This is a genomic window from Pseudomonas sp. NPDC077408 (genome assembly GCF_050269105.1).
Classification (GTDB): Bacteria; Pseudomonadota; Gammaproteobacteria; order Pseudomonadales; family Pseudomonadaceae; genus Stutzerimonas.
This window is the reverse complement of record NZ_JBNNHS010000005.1, coordinates 83,126-100,583: the sequence shown is the minus strand read 5'-3', so window position 1 is coordinate 100,583 and position 17,458 is coordinate 83,126. Positions and strand designations below refer to the sequence as shown.

15 protein-coding genes are annotated in these 17,458 nt (G+C 61.4%); 4 read left to right on the top strand and 11 right to left on the bottom strand.

Annotated elements, in window-relative coordinates; translation table 11 throughout:
- Nucleotides 1-353 precede the first annotated feature (353 nt).
- On the top strand, nucleotides 354-2,321 hold the full coding sequence (locus tag ACQKEK_RS14600) for an AAA family ATPase (RefSeq protein ID WP_499143575.1): 1,968 nt from the start codon (nucleotides 354-356) through the stop codon (nucleotides 2,319-2,321).
- Between the two features lie 277 nt (nucleotides 2,322-2,598).
- Here ACQKEK_RS14600 and ACQKEK_RS14595 read toward each other — a convergent pair whose 3' ends face one another.
- The 5 genes from ACQKEK_RS14595 to ACQKEK_RS14575 form a co-directional block, all read right to left on the bottom strand.
- A complete protein-coding gene (locus tag ACQKEK_RS14595) occupies nucleotides 2,599-3,216 on the bottom strand; it encodes a TPM domain-containing protein (RefSeq protein ID WP_128120205.1) in 618 nt (205 codons plus the stop codon).
- Between the two features lie 93 nt (nucleotides 3,217-3,309).
- On the bottom strand, nucleotides 3,310-4,068 hold the full coding sequence (locus ACQKEK_RS14590) for a TPM domain-containing protein (protein ID WP_128120204.1): 759 nt from the start codon (nucleotides 4,066-4,068) through the stop codon (nucleotides 3,310-3,312).
- Entirely contained in the window at nucleotides 4,065-4,688 is a 624-nt protein-coding gene (locus ACQKEK_RS14585; RefSeq protein WP_499143574.1) for a LemA family protein, read from the bottom strand. The genes ACQKEK_RS14590 and ACQKEK_RS14585 overlap by 4 nt, the downstream gene beginning before the upstream one ends.
- A 64-nt stretch (nucleotides 4,689-4,752) precedes the next feature.
- Nucleotides 4,753-5,976 carry a CaiB/BaiF CoA transferase family protein gene (locus ACQKEK_RS14580; RefSeq protein WP_499143573.1) on the bottom strand — a complete coding sequence of 408 codons (1,224 nt, stop codon included), beginning with the start codon at nucleotides 5,974-5,976 and terminating at the stop codon, nucleotides 4,753-4,755.
- A 175-nt stretch (nucleotides 5,977-6,151) separates the two neighbouring features.
- Nucleotides 6,152-7,333, bottom strand: a complete 1,182-nt coding sequence (locus ACQKEK_RS14575; RefSeq protein WP_025240097.1) for an acyl-CoA dehydrogenase — start codon at nucleotides 7,331-7,333, stop codon at nucleotides 6,152-6,154.
- A 184-nt stretch (nucleotides 7,334-7,517) separates the two neighbouring features.
- Here ACQKEK_RS14575 and ACQKEK_RS14570 point away from each other — a divergent pair, with 184 nt between their 5' ends.
- From ACQKEK_RS14570 to ACQKEK_RS14560, 3 genes are all read left to right on the top strand, one after another.
- The gene (locus ACQKEK_RS14570) at nucleotides 7,518-8,438 is read left to right on the top strand and encodes a LysR family transcriptional regulator (RefSeq protein ID WP_499143572.1); all 921 of its coding nucleotides are present in this window, start codon (nucleotides 7,518-7,520) and stop codon (nucleotides 8,436-8,438) included.
- A 172-nt stretch (nucleotides 8,439-8,610) separates the two neighbouring features.
- Nucleotides 8,611-10,161: a T6SS phospholipase effector Tle1-like catalytic domain-containing protein gene (locus ACQKEK_RS14565; RefSeq protein WP_499143571.1), complete on the top strand. Its 1,551-nt coding sequence runs from the start codon at nucleotides 8,611-8,613 to the stop codon at nucleotides 10,159-10,161.
- Nucleotides 10,158-10,820 carry a DUF2931 family protein gene (locus ACQKEK_RS14560; protein WP_499143570.1) on the top strand — a complete coding sequence of 221 codons (663 nt, stop codon included), beginning with the start codon at nucleotides 10,158-10,160 and terminating at the stop codon, nucleotides 10,818-10,820. Before ACQKEK_RS14565 ends, ACQKEK_RS14560 begins: the two co-directional genes overlap by 4 nt.
- 45 nt (nucleotides 10,821-10,865) lie before the next feature.
- Here ACQKEK_RS14560 and ACQKEK_RS14555 read toward each other — a convergent pair whose 3' ends face one another.
- From ACQKEK_RS14555 to ACQKEK_RS14530, 6 genes are all read right to left on the bottom strand, one after another.
- Complete coding sequence (locus tag ACQKEK_RS14555) at nucleotides 10,866-11,252, bottom strand: helicase (RefSeq protein WP_499143569.1); 387 nt, start codon at nucleotides 11,250-11,252, stop codon at nucleotides 10,866-10,868.
- 136 nt (nucleotides 11,253-11,388) lie between these two features.
- Nucleotides 11,389-11,661, bottom strand: coding sequence for an HU family DNA-binding protein (locus ACQKEK_RS14550; RefSeq protein ID WP_045431184.1), 273 nt, complete (start codon nucleotides 11,659-11,661; stop codon nucleotides 11,389-11,391).
- Nucleotides 11,662-11,814: 153 nt separating this feature from the next.
- A complete protein-coding gene (locus ACQKEK_RS14545; protein WP_499143568.1) occupies nucleotides 11,815-13,011 on the bottom strand; it encodes an NAD(P)/FAD-dependent oxidoreductase in 1,197 nt (398 codons plus the stop codon).
- A 1-nt stretch (nucleotide 13,012) separates the two neighbouring features.
- Complete coding sequence (locus ACQKEK_RS14540) at nucleotides 13,013-13,180, bottom strand: rubredoxin (RefSeq protein WP_046162989.1); 168 nt, start codon at nucleotides 13,178-13,180, stop codon at nucleotides 13,013-13,015.
- Between the two features lie 160 nt (nucleotides 13,181-13,340).
- Nucleotides 13,341-15,050, bottom strand: coding sequence for an L-lactate permease (locus tag ACQKEK_RS14535; protein WP_499143567.1), 1,710 nt, complete (start codon nucleotides 15,048-15,050; stop codon nucleotides 13,341-13,343).
- Nucleotides 15,051-15,272: 222 nt separating this feature from the next.
- Nucleotides 15,273-17,453 carry a malate synthase G gene (locus ACQKEK_RS14530; RefSeq protein ID WP_499143566.1) on the bottom strand — a complete coding sequence of 727 codons (2,181 nt, stop codon included), beginning with the start codon at nucleotides 17,451-17,453 and terminating at the stop codon, nucleotides 15,273-15,275.
- Nucleotides 17,454-17,458: the final 5 nt, after the last annotated feature.

The window sequence follows — 17,458 nt, the reverse complement described above, 5'->3', positions numbered from 1 at the left end:
CAGCGTTGAACCGTCGCGGCGCCAGCCCATTCGTATCCTGCGTCGAAGCGATGCTGCGTCAAGGCTCGAAATCACGAACGCCGTACGCCGTTTCGGTTCCACGACCAAACGGTCATTCGTCGCAAACCGCCCCGCCATTCGTCGCGTTGCCACTCGTATGGTGGCACTTGCCGTATTCTCGCCGGCTATCGGAGTTCAGCAACCCGATTCGCAGTCCGGCATATAAATCGCATCCAACGAGCCCGTACTGTGTCGCGCCATGTGATTGGCGCCGCGGGGCTTCCCCGCGAACAACTGTGGTCCGCCCTTCGGCGGTTGTTTGTCGAACATCGGGCTTCCCGATTGGATGTGAAATGAAAACACCACGTCTGCTACAAGGTCGCCGCGGCCCTGTGCTCTCCGTTTTCCTGCTGCTACTGGTTGCCGCTTGCGTTGCGTTCTGGCAGTTGTGGCCAGCCGCACCGTCAACGCCCGCGACGGGGCCGGCGGCCAGCATGCTCGAAGCCCTGCAGGAGTCGACCGCCCCCTGGCAAGCCAATCGCCGTGATCTTTCTGTGCTGATGGGCGACTTGCGGGGCGACGCCATCGTCAGCGCCGCGCTGGGCAAAGATGCGGTCTACATCAGCCTGCACGACGGGCTGCGATATTGGGTGCCCGATCAGTCCGGGCGCGTTGCCCAGCTCCTGCTCGATCAGTACGCCAGCAGCGAAGGTCAGCTTTTCCCGCTGACATTGTTCGAGACAGACGCCGAGGCGCCCTGGTACAAGAGTGCGTTGCCCTACGCGCCGTTCATACTGCTGCTGGTGGGTGCCTTGTCCTATCTGGCAATCAAGAGCCAGGCGTTTCAGGTGCATCGCAAGGGCAGCGGCATCAGCTTTGCCGACGTCATCGGTGCCAGCGAAGCCAAGCAGGCCTTGAGCGACGTCACTGCCTATCTGCGTGACCCCTCCGCCTATGCCGCCTTGGGTGCCCGTCCTCCCAAGGGCGTGCTGCTCACCGGCGAGCCCGGCACCGGTAAGACCCAGCTGGCGAAGGCCCTGGCTACCGAGTCCAACGCCAGCTTCATTCAGGTCACCGGTAGCGACTTCTCATCGATGTACTTCGGCGTCGGCATCCAGAAGGTCAAGGCGCTGTTCCGTACCGCGCGCAAACAGGCGCCGTGCATCATCTTCATCGACGAGATCGATGGCATCGGCAAGCGCGCCGAACAGCAGCGCTCCAGCGATGCCGAAAGCAACCGCATCATCAACCAGTTCCTCGCTGAAATGGATGGCTTCGACGGTGCAAGCGGCGTGCTGGTACTGGGTGCCACCAACTTCCCAAACTCGCTGGACCCCGCTCTGGTCCGTGAGGGCCGCTTCGATCGCTCGATCGCCGTCGGCCTGCCGGGGCTGAACGACCGCGAGGCGCTGTTCCGCCTGTACGCCGACAAAGTCCGGTCCGAGCAGGATCTGGATTTCGCCCAGCTGGCGCGTAACACCGTGGGCCTGACGCCCGCCGCTATTGCCTATATCGCCAACCATGCCGCCCTGCTTGCTGCACGTGGCGCAGCGAAGACGGTGACCATGGCGCATTTCGTCGACGCGGTGGAAACCTGCCGCATCGGCGAGCAGCCGTCGGGTGCGACGCCCATGTCGCCCACTGACCGCAAACGCATCGCCGTGCACGAGGCCGGCCACGCGCTGGTCGCCGCCGCGCTGAAAACCGGTCGGGTAGAGAAAGTCACCATCCTGCCGCGCGGCCAGGCCCTGGGCGTGACGCTGGTAACACCGGTCGAAGACAAGCGTCTACACATGGAGTCCGAGCTGCGCAACCGCATCCAGATGCTGCTGGCCGGCCGTGGTGCCGAGCAGCTGTACTTCCATGAAGTCTCCTCCGGTGCCGGTCAGGACCTGCAGGAAGCCTCGAAGATCGCGCTGTCGATGGTTGGCGCACTGGGGATGGGCCCGAACGGTTCGCTGCTGAGTTTGCAGGCGGTACGCGACGCGCACATCGAGTTCGATTCCGGCGAATCCATCCGTGCGGCCGACACTCTGCTCAAACAGCTCGACCGTGAATGCATGGCCCTGCTGCAGCGGCTTAAACCGGCACTGGATGAGATCGCTGACCAGCTGCTGGCCGAGGAAACCGTGCCCGGAGAGGACGTCCTCGCAGCCATCGAGCGCTTGCCTGAGCATCATCACCAGGCCAGCGTCAGCTCGATCATCGGCCATGCCATGAGCACCATCGACCGGGTGGCCGCCAGCGCCATGGAAAACGCGCCGTTCCTCGAACTGGCTCCGGTGGAGCAACCCGAGGACGAAGGCCCCGGAATGGCCTGACCCAGGCCATGACGCAAAACGGCGGAGGCATTGCGATGGTGAATCGCGTTGCCCCGCCGTTCTGTTTTCTGCAGCCCAAGGCCGCGGCACTGAGATCGTGATCGAGCTGAAAAACGCATACTAGGGTGGTCGCGGTTTCAGCTGGCTTTGCTACTGCAGCCACATAGGGTGGGCACAACCCTTGCCGTCCGTGGCTAACGCTGTGTCGGTTTACACCCACGCCAGGCTCCATCCCTTTCTGGGTTCAGCCGCCCAGCCTTATGCGCTCTTCCCATGGTCACTCAAGAACTACGAGATGGTTCGGCAACTCGTTGCGCTCATGGGTTGCCGGCACATGCTGCTTGAGCAGCGAACCGCAGGTTTCGATACAGCTTAGAAAGCCTTCCAGCACCTGACCGCTGCGCACGTCTTCGGTAAAGGTATCGACGATCGACTGCCAGACACTGTCATCGATGCGGCTGGAAATCCCCTGATCCACCAGGATCTCCACATAGCGCTCGGCTTCGGAGACGAAGATCAGCATGCCCGTCCCACCGACGGTGTGGTGCAAATTCAGCTCGATGAACTGACGCCGCGCCAGATTGCAGGCGCGCCAGTGCCGAACCGAGCGTGGAATCAGCCGACTGGTCACGCTCGGAATGCGAAACACCACCGCCAGCACGACAAAGGTCAGCCACTGCACCAGCAGCAATTGCCAAGCAGCCAGCCATCCGGTGAAGAACAGCAACGCGCCAGGCAATATCAGCGCCAGCAGGCTCGCCCAGAGCAGCGGAATGTAGCGGTAGTCGTCTGCCTGGGCGGCAAGGACGGTCACCAGCTCAGCATCGGTATCCCGCTCGATTAGGTCGATCGCATCGGATACCTGTTTCAGCTCGTTTTCGGACAGTAGGGTCATTGCGTACTCATCTTCGCTGAAGGCTCTCGTTGTGCTGATTGGATCGGCTGGAGGCTCGGACTGCTCCACCCAAATGGCGATGTGATCAATCGGTTACCAGCCACCGGAAGCACCACCGCCGCCGAAGCCGCCACCGCCACCGCCGAAACCACCGCCACCAAATCCGCCGCCACCGCCGCCGCGACCCATGCCACCGAGCAATGCGCCCAGCAGCAGCGCTCGCCCGGCGCCACGACCGCCGCCACGACCGCCTCGCCCCCCGCCGATCACGAAGATGGCGACCAGCATCAGGAAGAAGCCGAGAATGCCGAGGCCGCCGGGTTCCTGCGCACCCATGGGCATCGCCGGCTGCATGCCGGCGGTACGCAAGGGGTCTCCGCCAAGCACCTGGATTATCGCGGCGGTGCCTTCGGTGATCCCGCGAGTGAAGTCACCTTCACGGAAGGCAGGCGTGATGATTCGATTGATGATGACCGACGATTGCGCATCGGTTAGCCGGCCTTCCAAGCCGTAGCCAACCTCAATACGCACCAGGCGATCGTCGCGAGCGACGATCAGCAGCGCGCCGGTGTCTTCGTCTTTCTGCCCGATGCCCCACTCGCGGCCAAGGTCGACGCCATATTCCTCAATGCTTCGCCCCTGAAGGTCCGGCACGGTGACGACGACAACCTGCTCCCCGCTCGCTTGCTCATGGGCGGCGAGCATGCTGGTCAGGCGTGCTTCGGCCTGGGTGTCGAGCAACTCGGCCTGATCAACCACCCTGCCGGTCAACGCCGGCAACTCGACTTCCTGGGCGACAACGCCGCTCGCCCAGAAAAGCAGCGCCAGGATCAGTGAGAGCGGACGAGTCATTGAAACTGCACTTGTGGCGCCTGATCGGCGTTCTCGGTGGTCGCCTCGAAGCTCTCGCGGATCGGCATGTCGCTGTACATCAGGGTGTGCCAGATGCGGCCAGGAAAGGTGCGGATCTCGGTGTTGTAACGCTCGACCGACGTGATGAAGTCGCGGCGCGCAACGGCGATGCGGTTCTCGGTGCCCTCAAGCTGGGATTGCAACGCGAGGAAGTTCTGGTTGGATTTCAGGTCCGGATAACGCTCGGAGACGGCCATCAATCGGCTCAAAGCGCCCGTCAGCTGATTCTGTGCCTGCTGGAAGCGCTGCATTTTTTCGGGGTCGTCCAAATCCTCTGCGCTGATCTGAATGGAGGTGGCCTTTGAGCGAGCCTCAGTGACAGCGGTCAGGGTTTCCTGCTCCTGGCGGGCGAAGCCTTTGACCGTCTCGACCAGGTTAGGAATGAGATCGGCACGGCGCTGGTACTGGTTTTCCACCTGAGACCAGGCGGACTTTACCTGCTCGTCGTATTGGGGAATGTTGTTGATACCGCAACCGGCCAGCAGCCAGGACATGAACAAGACAACCGAAAGCTGCCAGGTGATACGTAAACGCTGCGTCTGCATGATTTGCTCGTCCATCCAAAAAACCAGGGTACAGGAATAAGGATAGCCAAGCGGCTCGAGAGTTCAGGCCACTCCCAGCTCAGACCACCCCGGACTGCCGCAGGGAAAGGATCTTTTCGAAACTCAGCCCCACCAGTTGCTGCAGCACGGCTTCACTGTGTTCGCCAAGCAGGGGAGGCGCCTTGCGGTATTCGACTGGCGTTTCGGAAAGCCGGATCGGGCTTGCGACCTGCGGCACGCTGCCGGCCAAGGGATGCGACATGTCCACGCGTAGCCCTCGCGCCTGAACATGCGGATCTGCAAAGACCTGGGCAAGATCATTGATGGGGCCGCAAGGTACTCCGGCCTGCTCCAGCACGGCGACCCACTCAGCCGTAGTGCGGAAGACCGTGACCTGGCGGATCATCGGCACCAGCTCCTTGCGATGCGCCACGCGCGCCTTGTTGCTGGCGAAACGGGGCTCAGTCGCCCACTCGGGGTGGCCAGCCACCTCGGCGAATTTGCGGAATTGCCCGTCGTTGCCGATGGTGAGGATGATGTCGCCGTCGGCGGTGGGGAAATCCTGATAGGGCACGATATTGGGGTGTGCGTTGCCCATGCGCTTGGGCGCGACGCCTGTGGTCAAGTAGTTCATCGCCTGGTTAGCCAGACAGGCCACCTGCACGTCCAGCAGCGCCAGTTCGACATGCTGGCCAATTCCGCTCTGCTCGCGATGATTGAGCGCAGCAAGCACGCCAACCGTGGCGTAAAGACCGGTAAGGATATCCGTCAGCGCCACGCCGACCTTGACCGGACCGGCGCCCTCTTCGTCTTCGGCACGACCGGTCAGGCTCATCAGGCCGCCAAGCCCCTGGATCATGAAGTCGTAACCGGCACGCTGGGCATAGGGACCATCGCTGCCGAAACCGGTGATCGAGCAATAGATGAGCTTGGGGTTGATTGCTTTGAGGCTTTCGTAATCGAGTCCGTAGGCCGCCAACCCTCCCACCTTGAAGTTCTCCAGCAGCACATCACACCGCGATACCAACTCACGGATAATCCGCTGACCCTCAGGCTGGGTGAAATCCAGGGTCAGAGACTGCTTGTTGCGGTTGGCAGACAGGTAATACGCCGCTTCCGAAGTACTCTCGCCCTCCTGATCTTTCAGGTACGGCGGGCCCCAATGACGGGTGTCGTCTCCGGTGCCGGGCCGCTCGACCTTGATCACCTCGGCGCCAAGATCACCAAGAATCTGCCCGCTCCACGGGCCAGCGAGCACACGCGACAGGTCCAGGACGCGGATATGGGAAAGGGCGCCGGGCATGAATGAAGCCTCAAGAGATTATCGCCACCGCGGGAAATGAGCCTGCAGCTGTGCGAGGAAAACGTAGGGTGGATCGGGGCGCGTAGCTGACGCGTTACCCATCCACCAAGCGGAGCTGAAGTTGTCGGCGTAGCCGAAGGTGGATGAAGTAGCGCCATCCACCCTACGGCACCGCTTAGAAGAACGCCTGAATGCCGGTCTGCGCGCGGCCAAGGATCAGCGCATGCACGTCGTGGGTGCCTTCGTAGGTGTTGACCACTTCGAGGTTGACCAGATGCCGCGCCACGCCGAACTCGTCGCTGATGCCGTTGCCGCCGAGCATGTCCCGAGCCAGGCGGGCTACGTCCAGCGCCTTGCCGCAGCTGTTGCGCTTCATGATCGAGGTAATTTCCACCGCAGCGGTGCCTTCGTCCTTCATCCGGCCAAGGCGCAGGCAGCCTTGCAGGGCCAGGGTGATCTCCGTCTGCATGTCGGCCAGCTTCTTCTGGATCAGCTGGTTGGCCGCAAGCGGGCGGCCGAATTGCTGGCGGTCCAGCGTGTATTGGCGGGCGGTGTGCCAGCAGAACTCGGCGGCGCCCAGCGCGCCCCAGCTGATGCCGTAACGGGCCGAATCCAGGCAGGTGAACGGACCGCGCAGGCCGCGCACATCGGGGAAAGCGTTCTCTTCCGGGCAGAACACATTGTCCATGACGATCTCGCCGGTGATCGATGCGCGCAGGCCGACCTTGCCGTGAATCGCCGGAGCGCTCAGCCCTTCCCAGCCCTTCTCCAGCACGAACCCGCGGATCGCGCCCTCGTCGTCCTTCGCCCAGACCACGAACACGTCGGCGATCGGGCTGTTGGTGATCCACATCTTCGCCCCGGACAGGCGGTAGCCACCGTCGACCTTCTTTGCGCGAGTGACCATCGAACCCGGATCGGAGCCGTGATTCGGTTCGGTCAGACCGAAGCAGCCGATGTACTCGCCGCTGGCCAGTTTGGGCAGGTACTTCTGCTTGGTTTCTTCGTTACCGAACTCGTTGATCGGCACCATCACCAGCGACGACTGCACGCTCATCATCGAGCGGTAACCGGAATCGATGCGCTCGACCTCACGAGCGATCAGGCCGTAGCACACGTAATTCAAACCACTGCCGCCGTACGCTTCAGGAATGGTCGCGCCGAGCAAGCCGGTGTCGCCCATCTCACGGAAGATTGCCGCATCGGTGCGCTCGTGACGGAAGGCTTCAAGCACCCGCGGCGCCAGCTTGTCATCAGCGAACTGCTGAGCGCTGTCACGCACCATGCGCTCTTCATCGGTGAGCTGCTGATCGAGCAGCAGTGGGTCGATCCAGTTGAAGCTTGCTTTGCCAGCCATGGGTGGTCCTCTTGTCGTAGACGGTGAACCGGACTCATCGCCCGGTGCAGCATTCGGATGCATTGATCCTAGAAGCTGTGACGCCAGCCGGCAAACGAGTAATTCGCAATGATCTGTGCGATTTACTCACTCCAGACTATGCTAAATGTACTAAATACCCGATCATTAGTGAGGCAGCCGCATAATGCGCCGCAAGATCCCCAGCACAGCCGCGCTTGTCGCTTTCGAAGCGGCCGCGCGTCACCAGAGCTTTACCCGTGCTGCCGAAGAGCTGGCCCTGACCCAGAGCGCGATCTGCCGACAGATCGGCGGGCTGGAAGAATTCCTCGGGCTGGAGCTGTTCCGCCGCTCCCGCCGCGGCGTGAAACTGACTGAGGCCGGGCAGTCCTATGCACGGCGGGTCGCCACGCAGCTCGATGCGGTGGAGCGCGATACGCTTTCGGTAATGGGCCAGCAAGGCGCGCAGACCATCGAGCTGGCGCTGGTGCCGACCTTTGGCACGCAATGGCTGCTGCCACGGCTGCGGCAGTTCCAGGCGTTGCACCCGGAAATCACCGTCAACCTGACCAACCGCACCCGTCCCTTTCTATTCGCCGATACCGAGTTCGATGCGGCAATCTACTTCGGCGACGGCGACTGGTCCGGCACGGTCGCCTATTCACTGATGCCGGAGCAGTCGGTGCCAGTGTGCAGCCCGGCCCTGCTGGACGGTGCGAATGCACTGGCGCCACAGACCATTGGCGAGATGCCATTGCTGCAACAGACCACACGCCCCTATGCCTGGCGCCAGTGGTTCGATTCGCTGGGCATGAAGGTCGCCCGGGATATGACTGGCCCCCGCCTGGAGCTGTTCTCTATGCTCGCCCAGGCCGCCGAGCACCAGATGGGCGTGGCGCTGATTCCGCCGTTCCTGATCCAGCGCGAACTGGCCGAGGGACGCCTGGTGATTGCGCACCCACACTCGTTCCGGCGCGAGAACCAGGCCTATCACCTGATGATCCCGGAACGTCGCGTAGAGTCGGCGGCCTTGAACGCCTTTCGTGACTGGCTGCTCGAGGAAGCCCGCGCATGGCTGGCGCAGCAGGGTGCGATTGCATCGCACTGAAATGCCATTGCCACCCCGAAACCACCAGGCCGACCGTGCGCTTTGTGAACCGGCTGCTTGAATCATCCCTAACGGTGGTTCCTACTGACGCCCGCGCCGTGACCAACAGGATGTAGCTCAACGGCGTGTCAACCCAGATCATCCAGCCTCACTTGCCAGGGAAGGTAGAAGCATGAGCGGTTACGTCCCCAACATTCCTCAAGCCAAGCGCGAAGCCGAGCTGCGCAACGTCGAACCGGTCGATATACACGCCGAGCGCTGGTCCGAATACGAACGCCACGCCAGGGAACCCGTCAAGCCTGCCGAGAAGATCAAGCTGGCTCTACGCATCGGCGTGTTCTTCGACGGCACAGGCAACAACGCCACCAACACCGCACTCGGCCTGGCCTGCGGCGCGCAGCACCCCATCCAGAAAGAAGACCTGGACGCCAGCTGTAAGCCCTATATGGCCAAACCGGATAGCAGTTATGGGAATGACATAACGAATATCAAAAAGCTCAGCGAGCTTTACTCCGCTCCACCGATACCGGAAGGACCCGGCCCGTATAAACGTCTCTCAAGTAAGTTGTATGTGGATGGTGTCGGCACCGAAGCCGGACAAGAAGACCGTTTTGCAGGTGCCGGAGCTGGCCGAGGGGCCAGCGGAGTCTCAAGCAAGGTGCAAGAAGCGTTTAGTCGAATCAAAGACTTGATCGACGACGTGTTTAAACAGAACCCAGACTGTCAAATCCAGTCGGTGATCTTTGACTGTTTCGGCTTTAGCCGTGGCGCCGCCGCCGCGCGACATTTTGCTAACGAAGTAGTACGAGGTGACCAAGGCCCCCTGAGGGCAGCCTTGCATGACAACCCAAAAGCGTTCTGCTCATCGTTCGTGCCACGCTACCAACACGGCGTCGATGTTCGATTCATCGGGCTATTTGACACCGTTGCTTCTGTCGGAGGGCTAGCAAACCTGGGAAATATCAGAAGTTCGATCACCCCGGGACTCAATCTTCATCTGCCGCGAAAGTATTTCAGTAACGTCGTCCAACTGGTGGCCCGTGACGAGGTGCGCGCGAACTTCCCCCTGAGTACAGTGAAGCCAGACCATACCGAAATCACTCTGCCTGGCGCTCACTCTGATATCGGCGGAGGGTATCTGAGCGAAGTAGAAGAATGTGTCTTGGTCACACCGATGCAGGCACTGGTGGTAGCCAAGGGCGTCGACGTGAAGACGACCTCCATTTACCGGGACGCTGAGCAAGCCAAACGGCGGTTGGTCACTGAAGACTGGCCTCCGTCCATGCTTGAAGTTGTCACGCCTGACCCTCAGCTGGTACCTGTCGACCCAGCCGATCGACTGGCACCAAGGCAAACACGCGTGTACGCCGGACTGCAGCTGACACGGCGAGTCAGAGGGGAGCTTTCAGGCGTCTATTTACGCGTCATGTATATGCTAGCGAAGAAAGCGGGAGCGCCTATGGATGACATTCCTGCGGAACCGCAGTACTTACTCCCTGCGGAACTCGAACCGCTCGTCAACCGTTTCGCTACGGGCGACTACAGCACCACCTCCGCCGAGGAGGAATTGTTAAAGCAGCGTTATATACACGTCTCGGCCCACTGGAACCACCCAGTTAAGACTCGCTCGGCCGGTGGCATGAAGCTTGTCTACATCAACGCGCCAAGCCCTGACGGAATCCGGCGTCGACATCCACATGTACCTGACTGGACTCTACTGTGACCAAGCCATTCTTCTCGCTGTTGGCCGTACTTGTTCTATGCGGTTGTCAGGCTCACGACCCCCTTTCAGCCATGAAGGACCCCAAAGCGCGCTGGTGGAGCCTTGAGTTTATCGGACCGAATTATATGACCGGTTGGGTAGAGTCCAGCGTCGTTCAGGACATCGATGGACGGCTGATTGATCATGGCGGCGGCGGGGTTATTGGTAACGGAAACCCAGGCTACGCAACCGAAACAGCTAAAGGCTGGGTGGGTGGAGTGGGCAGCAATACCCGGGGCGTCGTGGGGGCGGATCTGCCGAAACGTATATATGTTCGCTGGCAGTCGATAGTCGAGCCGCAAACCTATCGCGCATGGGTGGATATCCCAGAGCAGGCTCGGGAACTCATGCTTGCCTCCGTGCAACGCCGCTGCCCTGATACGCCTGCCCGAACAGCACGCTATATGGCTTCGATGTACTTTGGCTTGGCCCCAGGAGGGATCGTCCAAGTCTGGGTTGTAGACAGCTGTGGTTACCCAGTGAAGGTTGCTCGTACGGAAGCTGAAGTGGAGCCAATGGGTCCGTCGCAGGGCAAGACCAACGGGCGTTACGCTTACACAATCAACGATAAAACCCGTCGCTACATCATCAAATACGGCATCCCATACGGAAGTTGGTAAAGCGCCCAAACATTCCTGAGCATGTCGCAGCGACAAGCTAACGAATCAAGCCGCTTCCGGCTTTTTCTTCCGAGGCTTGAGGTACTTCGTCAGGCCCTGAAACCACATCACCAGCGCTGGATTGCCCTGGATCTGGATGTCTTTGTTCTGAATACCTTGCATGAACGCAAGCTGCTTGTTCTTCGCGTTCATGGTGGCGAAGCCGTAGGCGCTGTCCTTGAAGCCGATGGCTAATGCTGGCTCGTTTGCTGGACCGCCGTGACTGGTGACGCGCTGATCCTTGACCCTGTAATGCCGAGCCACACTGCCGTCCAGCGTGTGCAGCTGGAAGGTCAGGTCTTTGTCACCGAGTTGCTTCTGGAAATCGGGGTTGTTGCGGCTGGCCTTGGTCATCAGGCGACCCAGCATCCAGAGAAGAAAGCGAAATTTCATGATTGGCCGACCATTGGCAAGAAAAGCGGCATTGTAGCGGCTGGTCTGAGCGGGGAAAGCAGGAGAACAGAAGGGTCTGGAGTGGACTGTTCAGTCAGGCTGACCCGGAGCCTGGGCGGCCCCGGGCGGCGCGATTTTAATTGATCGCGTCTTTCAGCATCTTTCCCGGCTTGAAAGCCACGGTGTTGCTGGCCTTGATGGTGACGGGTTCGCCCGTTTGCGGGTTCTTGCCCGTACGGGCCCCGCGGTGACGTTGTACGAAGGTGCCGAAACCCACCAGGGTCACGCTGTCCTTTCGGTTGAGTGCGCTGGTAATTTCATCCAGCACGGCGTTGAGTACACGATTGGCCTGATCCTTGGTTAGATCGGCCTTATCGGCGATAGCGGCTGCGAGTTCCGGTTTGCGCATAGGTAGCCTCTAAGACTTTCTTGTTGTTGTGATCCGCTGTTCTCCGAACAGCGTCCGAAGCGCTGCAACAGCTCTAGGCTGCGGCAGCGGCCTCTAGGAGCATGGCACGCTGCTAGCACTCGCGCCAGTCCTCGCCAGCGCTTTGCCGAATCATTACGAAGACTTTAACGACAGAACCTGAGGCAGTTCCGCCAACACAGGTGGCAACTGCTTGTTCAGCGCCAGACGCTCTTGCACAGCCGTTCCGGTGAGTGCGTAGCCAAGCAGCTTGCCGTCCGGGCCACGGAAGGTTGCCTTGAGGTTGTTGCCCTCGCCTTCGACGTTCCAGCTGCCGTGACTACCGGCAGCTGGAGGGGACACCACCAGGGGGCATACCGGTGTTTTCACAGTGATAGGCATCGGCCCGTAGGTGACCGGCGTCGGTTGGCCAACGAGCGTTCTGGCCAGCGCACGGACGCCGCTCATCAACGGCATCACATAGAGCAGGTTGAGCCCGTCGACCTCAGCACAATCGCCCAATGCATACACATGCTCGGTCGATGTCTGCAGCAGGCGGTCCACTTCAATGCCGCGATTGACCTTCAAGCCTGCCGCCTCGGCCAGCTCGATACGCGGACGCAATCCCACCGCGCTGACCACCAGATCGCACTCCAGGCGCTGGCCGTCTGATAGCTGCGCCTGGAGGACGTCACCGTTACGTTCCAGCCGCTCGAGCACCGGCCCCAGGTGAAACCGCGCCCCCAGAGACTCAAGCCCTCGGCGGACCGCAGCTGCGGGTTCGGGCGGTAGCAGTGACGGCATTAGCTGCTCGCACGGCGCGACCAGATCGACCTCATAGCCGCCTTGCAGCAAGTCATTTGCAAATTCGCAGCCGATCAACCCGGCCCCGAGGATCAACACGCGCCGCTTACCGTGTGCGGCCTCGCGGAAGCGCCCGTAATCGAGCAGATCGTTGATCGGGAAGATGGCGTCCTGTGCATCGCCGTCGACCGGCACTTGAATGGTCTGCGCCCCCCAGGCGATCACCAGATCGCGGTAGGGCACGGGCTCGTTGCCAATCCAAACACGACGGTTGGCCGGATCGAGACGCGTCACTCGAGTATGGGTGCGAATCTCGGCGTTGAGCTGGATGGCCATCGGGCCGGCCACCGTCATGCCGAGCGCATCGGCATCCTTGTTCATGGCGAAGCCGGTCGAGAGCATAGGCTTGGAGTAGGAGCGGCCGTCGTCAGCGGTAATCAGCAACAGCGGCGTTTCACTGTCCAGCTTGCGGAATTCCCGGGCGAGGTTGTAGCCCGCCAGTCCGGTGCCAATGATGACCAGCGGTGCGTTTGGGTTCGAGTCGTTCATATCAGCCGATCGCGATCATTTCAAAGTCCATCTTGCCGACGCCACAGTCAGGGCACAGCCAGTCCTCGGGCACGTCTTCCCAGGCGGTGCCTGGCGCGATGCCGTCGTCCGGCCAGCCCTCGGCTTCGTCATAGATGAGCCCACACACCACGCATTGCCACTTTTTCATTATTCACCTCGATCAGTCTCGGTTGCGCTGCACGCTATACCAGAACGCGATGAGCGCCAAACCCTGGCGCCTCGGTGATAGACCCCGTACCTGCGAAAGATTTCAGGGCAAAACAAAACGGGCGGCCTAGGCCGCCCGTCCGGGTTCACGTACGCAGCTGTTAACTAGCGGTCGCGATGCCCACCAGCGGATCGCTGATACCCATCACATAGAAGCCGATCAGGCCGATGGTGCCAGCCAGTACGAGGTAGTACAGCGTCGGCAGCATGGTCTTGCGCAGCGTAATGCCCTCACGGCCCAGCAGGCCGACCGTGGCCGAAGCCGCGACGACGTTGTGGATGGCGATCATGTTGCCAGCCGCGGCGCCCACTGATTGCAGCGCTACCATCAGCGCGCCGGAGATACCCAGCAGCCCAGCGGTGTTGTACTGGAACTGCGACAGCATCAGGTTCGACACAGTGTTGGAGCCGGCAATGAAAGCACCCAGTGCGCCAACCGCAGGCGAGAAGAACGGGTAGACCCCACCTACACTGTTGGCCACCAGCTGTGCCATGGCCACTGGCATGGAGACCAGATCCGAACCGTTGACGCCGGAGTTGATCAAGATCCGCACCATCGGAATGGTGAAGATCAGCACGAAGCCAGCGCCCAGCAGCGTTTTGCTCGATTCGGCGATGGCAGCGCCCAGCTGAGCGGCTTTCATCCGATGCAGGAAGAAGGTCACCAGCACCACCATGCAGAGAATTCCGCCTGGCAGATACAGTGGCTCCAGGGTGCCGGACACACCGGTTTCACCGAGGATGTCCCTCCAACCGAAGCTCACCGACATCAGCGCCGCCTTGAGGTCCGGGAAGATCCGCGACATCACCAGGAAGACCGCCAACAGCAGGTAAGGCGCCCAGGCCATCGGCACGGAGATCGGTGTACGCCCAGCGACGTCATCGATCTTCATCTCGATCTTGCCCATCCACTCAACCGGCCACTCGCTGGCCGGGGCGAAATCCCAGCTGGTCTTGGGCAGCAGGAAGCCCGCCTTCGCCGCCGGAACCACAATAGCCAGACCGACCAGGGCGCCGATCATCGAAGGGAATTCCGGACCGAGGAACACACCCGCCGCAGCGTACGGAATCACGAACGCAAGACCGGTGAAAATGGCAAACGGCGCCATCGCCAGCCCTTCGCCCCAGGAGCGGTTGCGACCGAAGAAGCGCGTCATGATGCAGATCATGATCAGCGGCATGAGGATGCCGCACAGCGCATGGATGATCGCCACACGGGAGTAGATCAGCTGGAAGAACACTTCCCAGTTGCTGCCCACGGTTGCCAGCTGACCGCCGAGCGTGGCCTGGTCCAGACCACCCGCGACACCCACCAGAATTGGCGTACCCACCGCACCGAAGGACACCGGTGTGGATTGCACCATCATCCCAAGCACCACCGCCGTCAGCGCCGGAAAGCCCAGTGCGACGAGCAGCGGCGCAGCGACCGCTGCTGGGGTACCAAAGCCCGAGGCGCCCTCGATGAAGCAGCCGAACAGCCAGGCCACGATCAACACCTGGACGCGCTTGTCCGGGCTCACATTGGCGAAGCCCCGACGAATCGACGCGATACCCCCGGAGTGTTTAAGCGTGTTCAGAAGAAGGATGGCGCCAAAGATGATCCAGAGGATCGCGGCGGTGAGAATCAAGCCTTGCAGCGTGGAAGCCAGGACCCGGTTGAAGGTCATGTCCCAGGCCAGCAGGCCGATCAACGCAGTGAGCACGAAAACCAGCGGCATTGCGTACTTGGCCGGCCAGCGAAAGCCGATCAGCAGTACCCCCGCCAGCACCAGCGGCACGAAGGCCAGTATGGACAGCAGTGTCTGACTCATTGTTGGGTTCCTTGTTTTTTGTTGTGAACCGCTTACATCCGGGAAAGCCCGGTCCCACGCATGGCTGAAATGAAGAATCACCTCAGCCCGAGAAGCTGACTAGCAAGTCACATTAGCCCGCCCCTCTTGCTCGAAAGCCCCGGACGCTGGAAGCGCCCGGGGCTCATCAAATCGCGTCGGCGATCAGCTCATGCTGACCGCCGACTGTCTTGCTGATGCCGCTCAACCGACCTGCTGCTTGAAGCGCTGACGCCAGGCATGCAGCAGCGGCTCGGTATAACCGCTGGGCTGCTCGCGACCCTTGAACACCAGGTCACAGGCCGCCTGGAAAGCAGCAGAACCCGCATAGTCGGCAGCCATCGGGCGATAGGCCGGATCGCCGGCGTTCTGCTGATCGACCACCTTGGCCATGCGTTCCAGGGTCTCGCGCACCTGCGCTTCATCGACCACACCGTGATGCAGCCAGTTGGCCAGGTGCTGACTGGAGATACGCAGCGTGGCGCGGTCTTCCATCAGGCCCACATCGTGGATGTCCGGCACCTTGGAGCAACCAACGCCCTGCTCGACCCAACGCACCACGTAGCCGAGGATGCCCTGGCAGTTGTTGTCCAGCTCCTGCTGAATCTCGTCGGCGGACCAGTTGCGCTGCGGCGCGACCGGAATGGTCAGCAGATCGTTGGTCAGCTTGTCGCGCTCGGCGGCGAGATCGACCTTTTCCAGCTCAGCCTGAACGGCCTGCACATCGACCTGGTGGTAGTGCAGCGCATGCAGCGTCGCACCCGTCGGCGACGGCACCCAGGCGGTGTTGGCACCAGCCTTGGGATGACCAATCTTCTGCTCGAGCATGGCGGCCATCAGGTCCGGCATGGCCCACATACCCTTGCCGATCTGCGCCTTGCCACGCAGCCCGCAGTTCAGACCGACCAACACGTTGTTTCGCTCGTAGGCCTGGATCCAGGCGGTGCTCTTCATGTCGCCCTTACGCAGCACAGCGCCGGCTTCCATGATGGTGTGCATCTCATCGCCCGTGCGGTCGAGGAAGCCAGTGTTGATGAAGGCCACGCGGTTTTTCGCCGCGCCGATACAGGCCTTGAGGTTGACGCTGGTACGGCGCTCCTCGTCCATGATGCCGACCTTCAGCGTGTGACGCGGCAGGCCGATCAGGTCTTCGACGCGACCGAACAGCTCATCGGTGAAGGCGACCTCGGCAGGCCCGTGCATCTTCGGCTTGACGATGTACATCGAGCCGGTGCGCGAATTGCCCTTGCGCTGCTGGTCATGTTTGGCAATCAGGCTAGTGACCACGCCATCCATGATGCCTTCGGGGATCTCGTGGCCTTCGCCATCGATGATCGCCGGGTTGGTCATTAGGTGACCGACGTTACGGATGAACAGCAGCGAGCGGCCATGCAGCTTCAGGTCGGAGCCATCAGCGGCGGTGTACTCGCGATCTTCGTTCAGGCGGCGGGTGATGCGCTTGCCGCCCTTCTCCATATCTTCGACCAGATCGCCCTTCATCAGGCCCAGCCAGTTGCGGTAGACCAAAACCTTGTCGTCGGCATCGACCGCGGCGGTTGAGTCTTCGCAATCCATGATGGTGGTGACGGCTGCTTCTAGCAGCAGATCCTTAACCCCAGCGGCATCGGTCTGGCCGATGGGGCTGTTCGGATCGATCTGGATTTCGACGTGCAGCCCGTTGTTCTTCAGCAGAATCGCAGTCGGCTCGACTGCTTCGCCCTGGAAGCCAACAAACTTCTCGGGTTGCTTAAGCCCGGTGACACTGCCGTTTTCCAGGGTGACCTTGAGCTCGCCGTCCTGCACACGGTAGCTGACCGAATCCGCATGACTGCCTTCGGCCAGCGGCGCGGCCTGATCGAGGAAGTTGCGCGCGAAGGCGATGACCTTGGCACCACGTACTTCGTTGTAGCCGGGGCCTTTCTGCGCGCCGTTCTCTTCACTGATGGCGTCGGTGCCGTAGAGCGCGTCATACAGCGAGCCCCAGCGGGCGTTGGCGGCGTTCAGTGCATAGCGCGCATTGCCGATCGGCACCACCAACTGCGGGCCGGCCTGGGTGGCGATCTCGCTGTCGACGTTGCTGGTGCTAATCTTCACCTCGCCCGGCTCGGGCTGCAGGTAGCCGATGGACTCGAGAAAACTGCGGTAGGCCGGCATGTCGCTGATCGGGCCGGGATTGCTGCGGTGCCAGTTGTCCAGCTCGACTTGCAGGCGATCACGCTCGGCAAGCAGGGCACGGTTCTTCGGCGCCAGGTCATGCACCAGCTGGTCGAAACCACTCCAGAAAGCGGCCGCCTCGACGCCGGTGCCCGGCAATACTTCGTCTTCGATAAAGCGTTGCAGGTTGGCCGCGACTTGCAGACGGCCCAGGGTTACACGCTCGGTCATGTTGT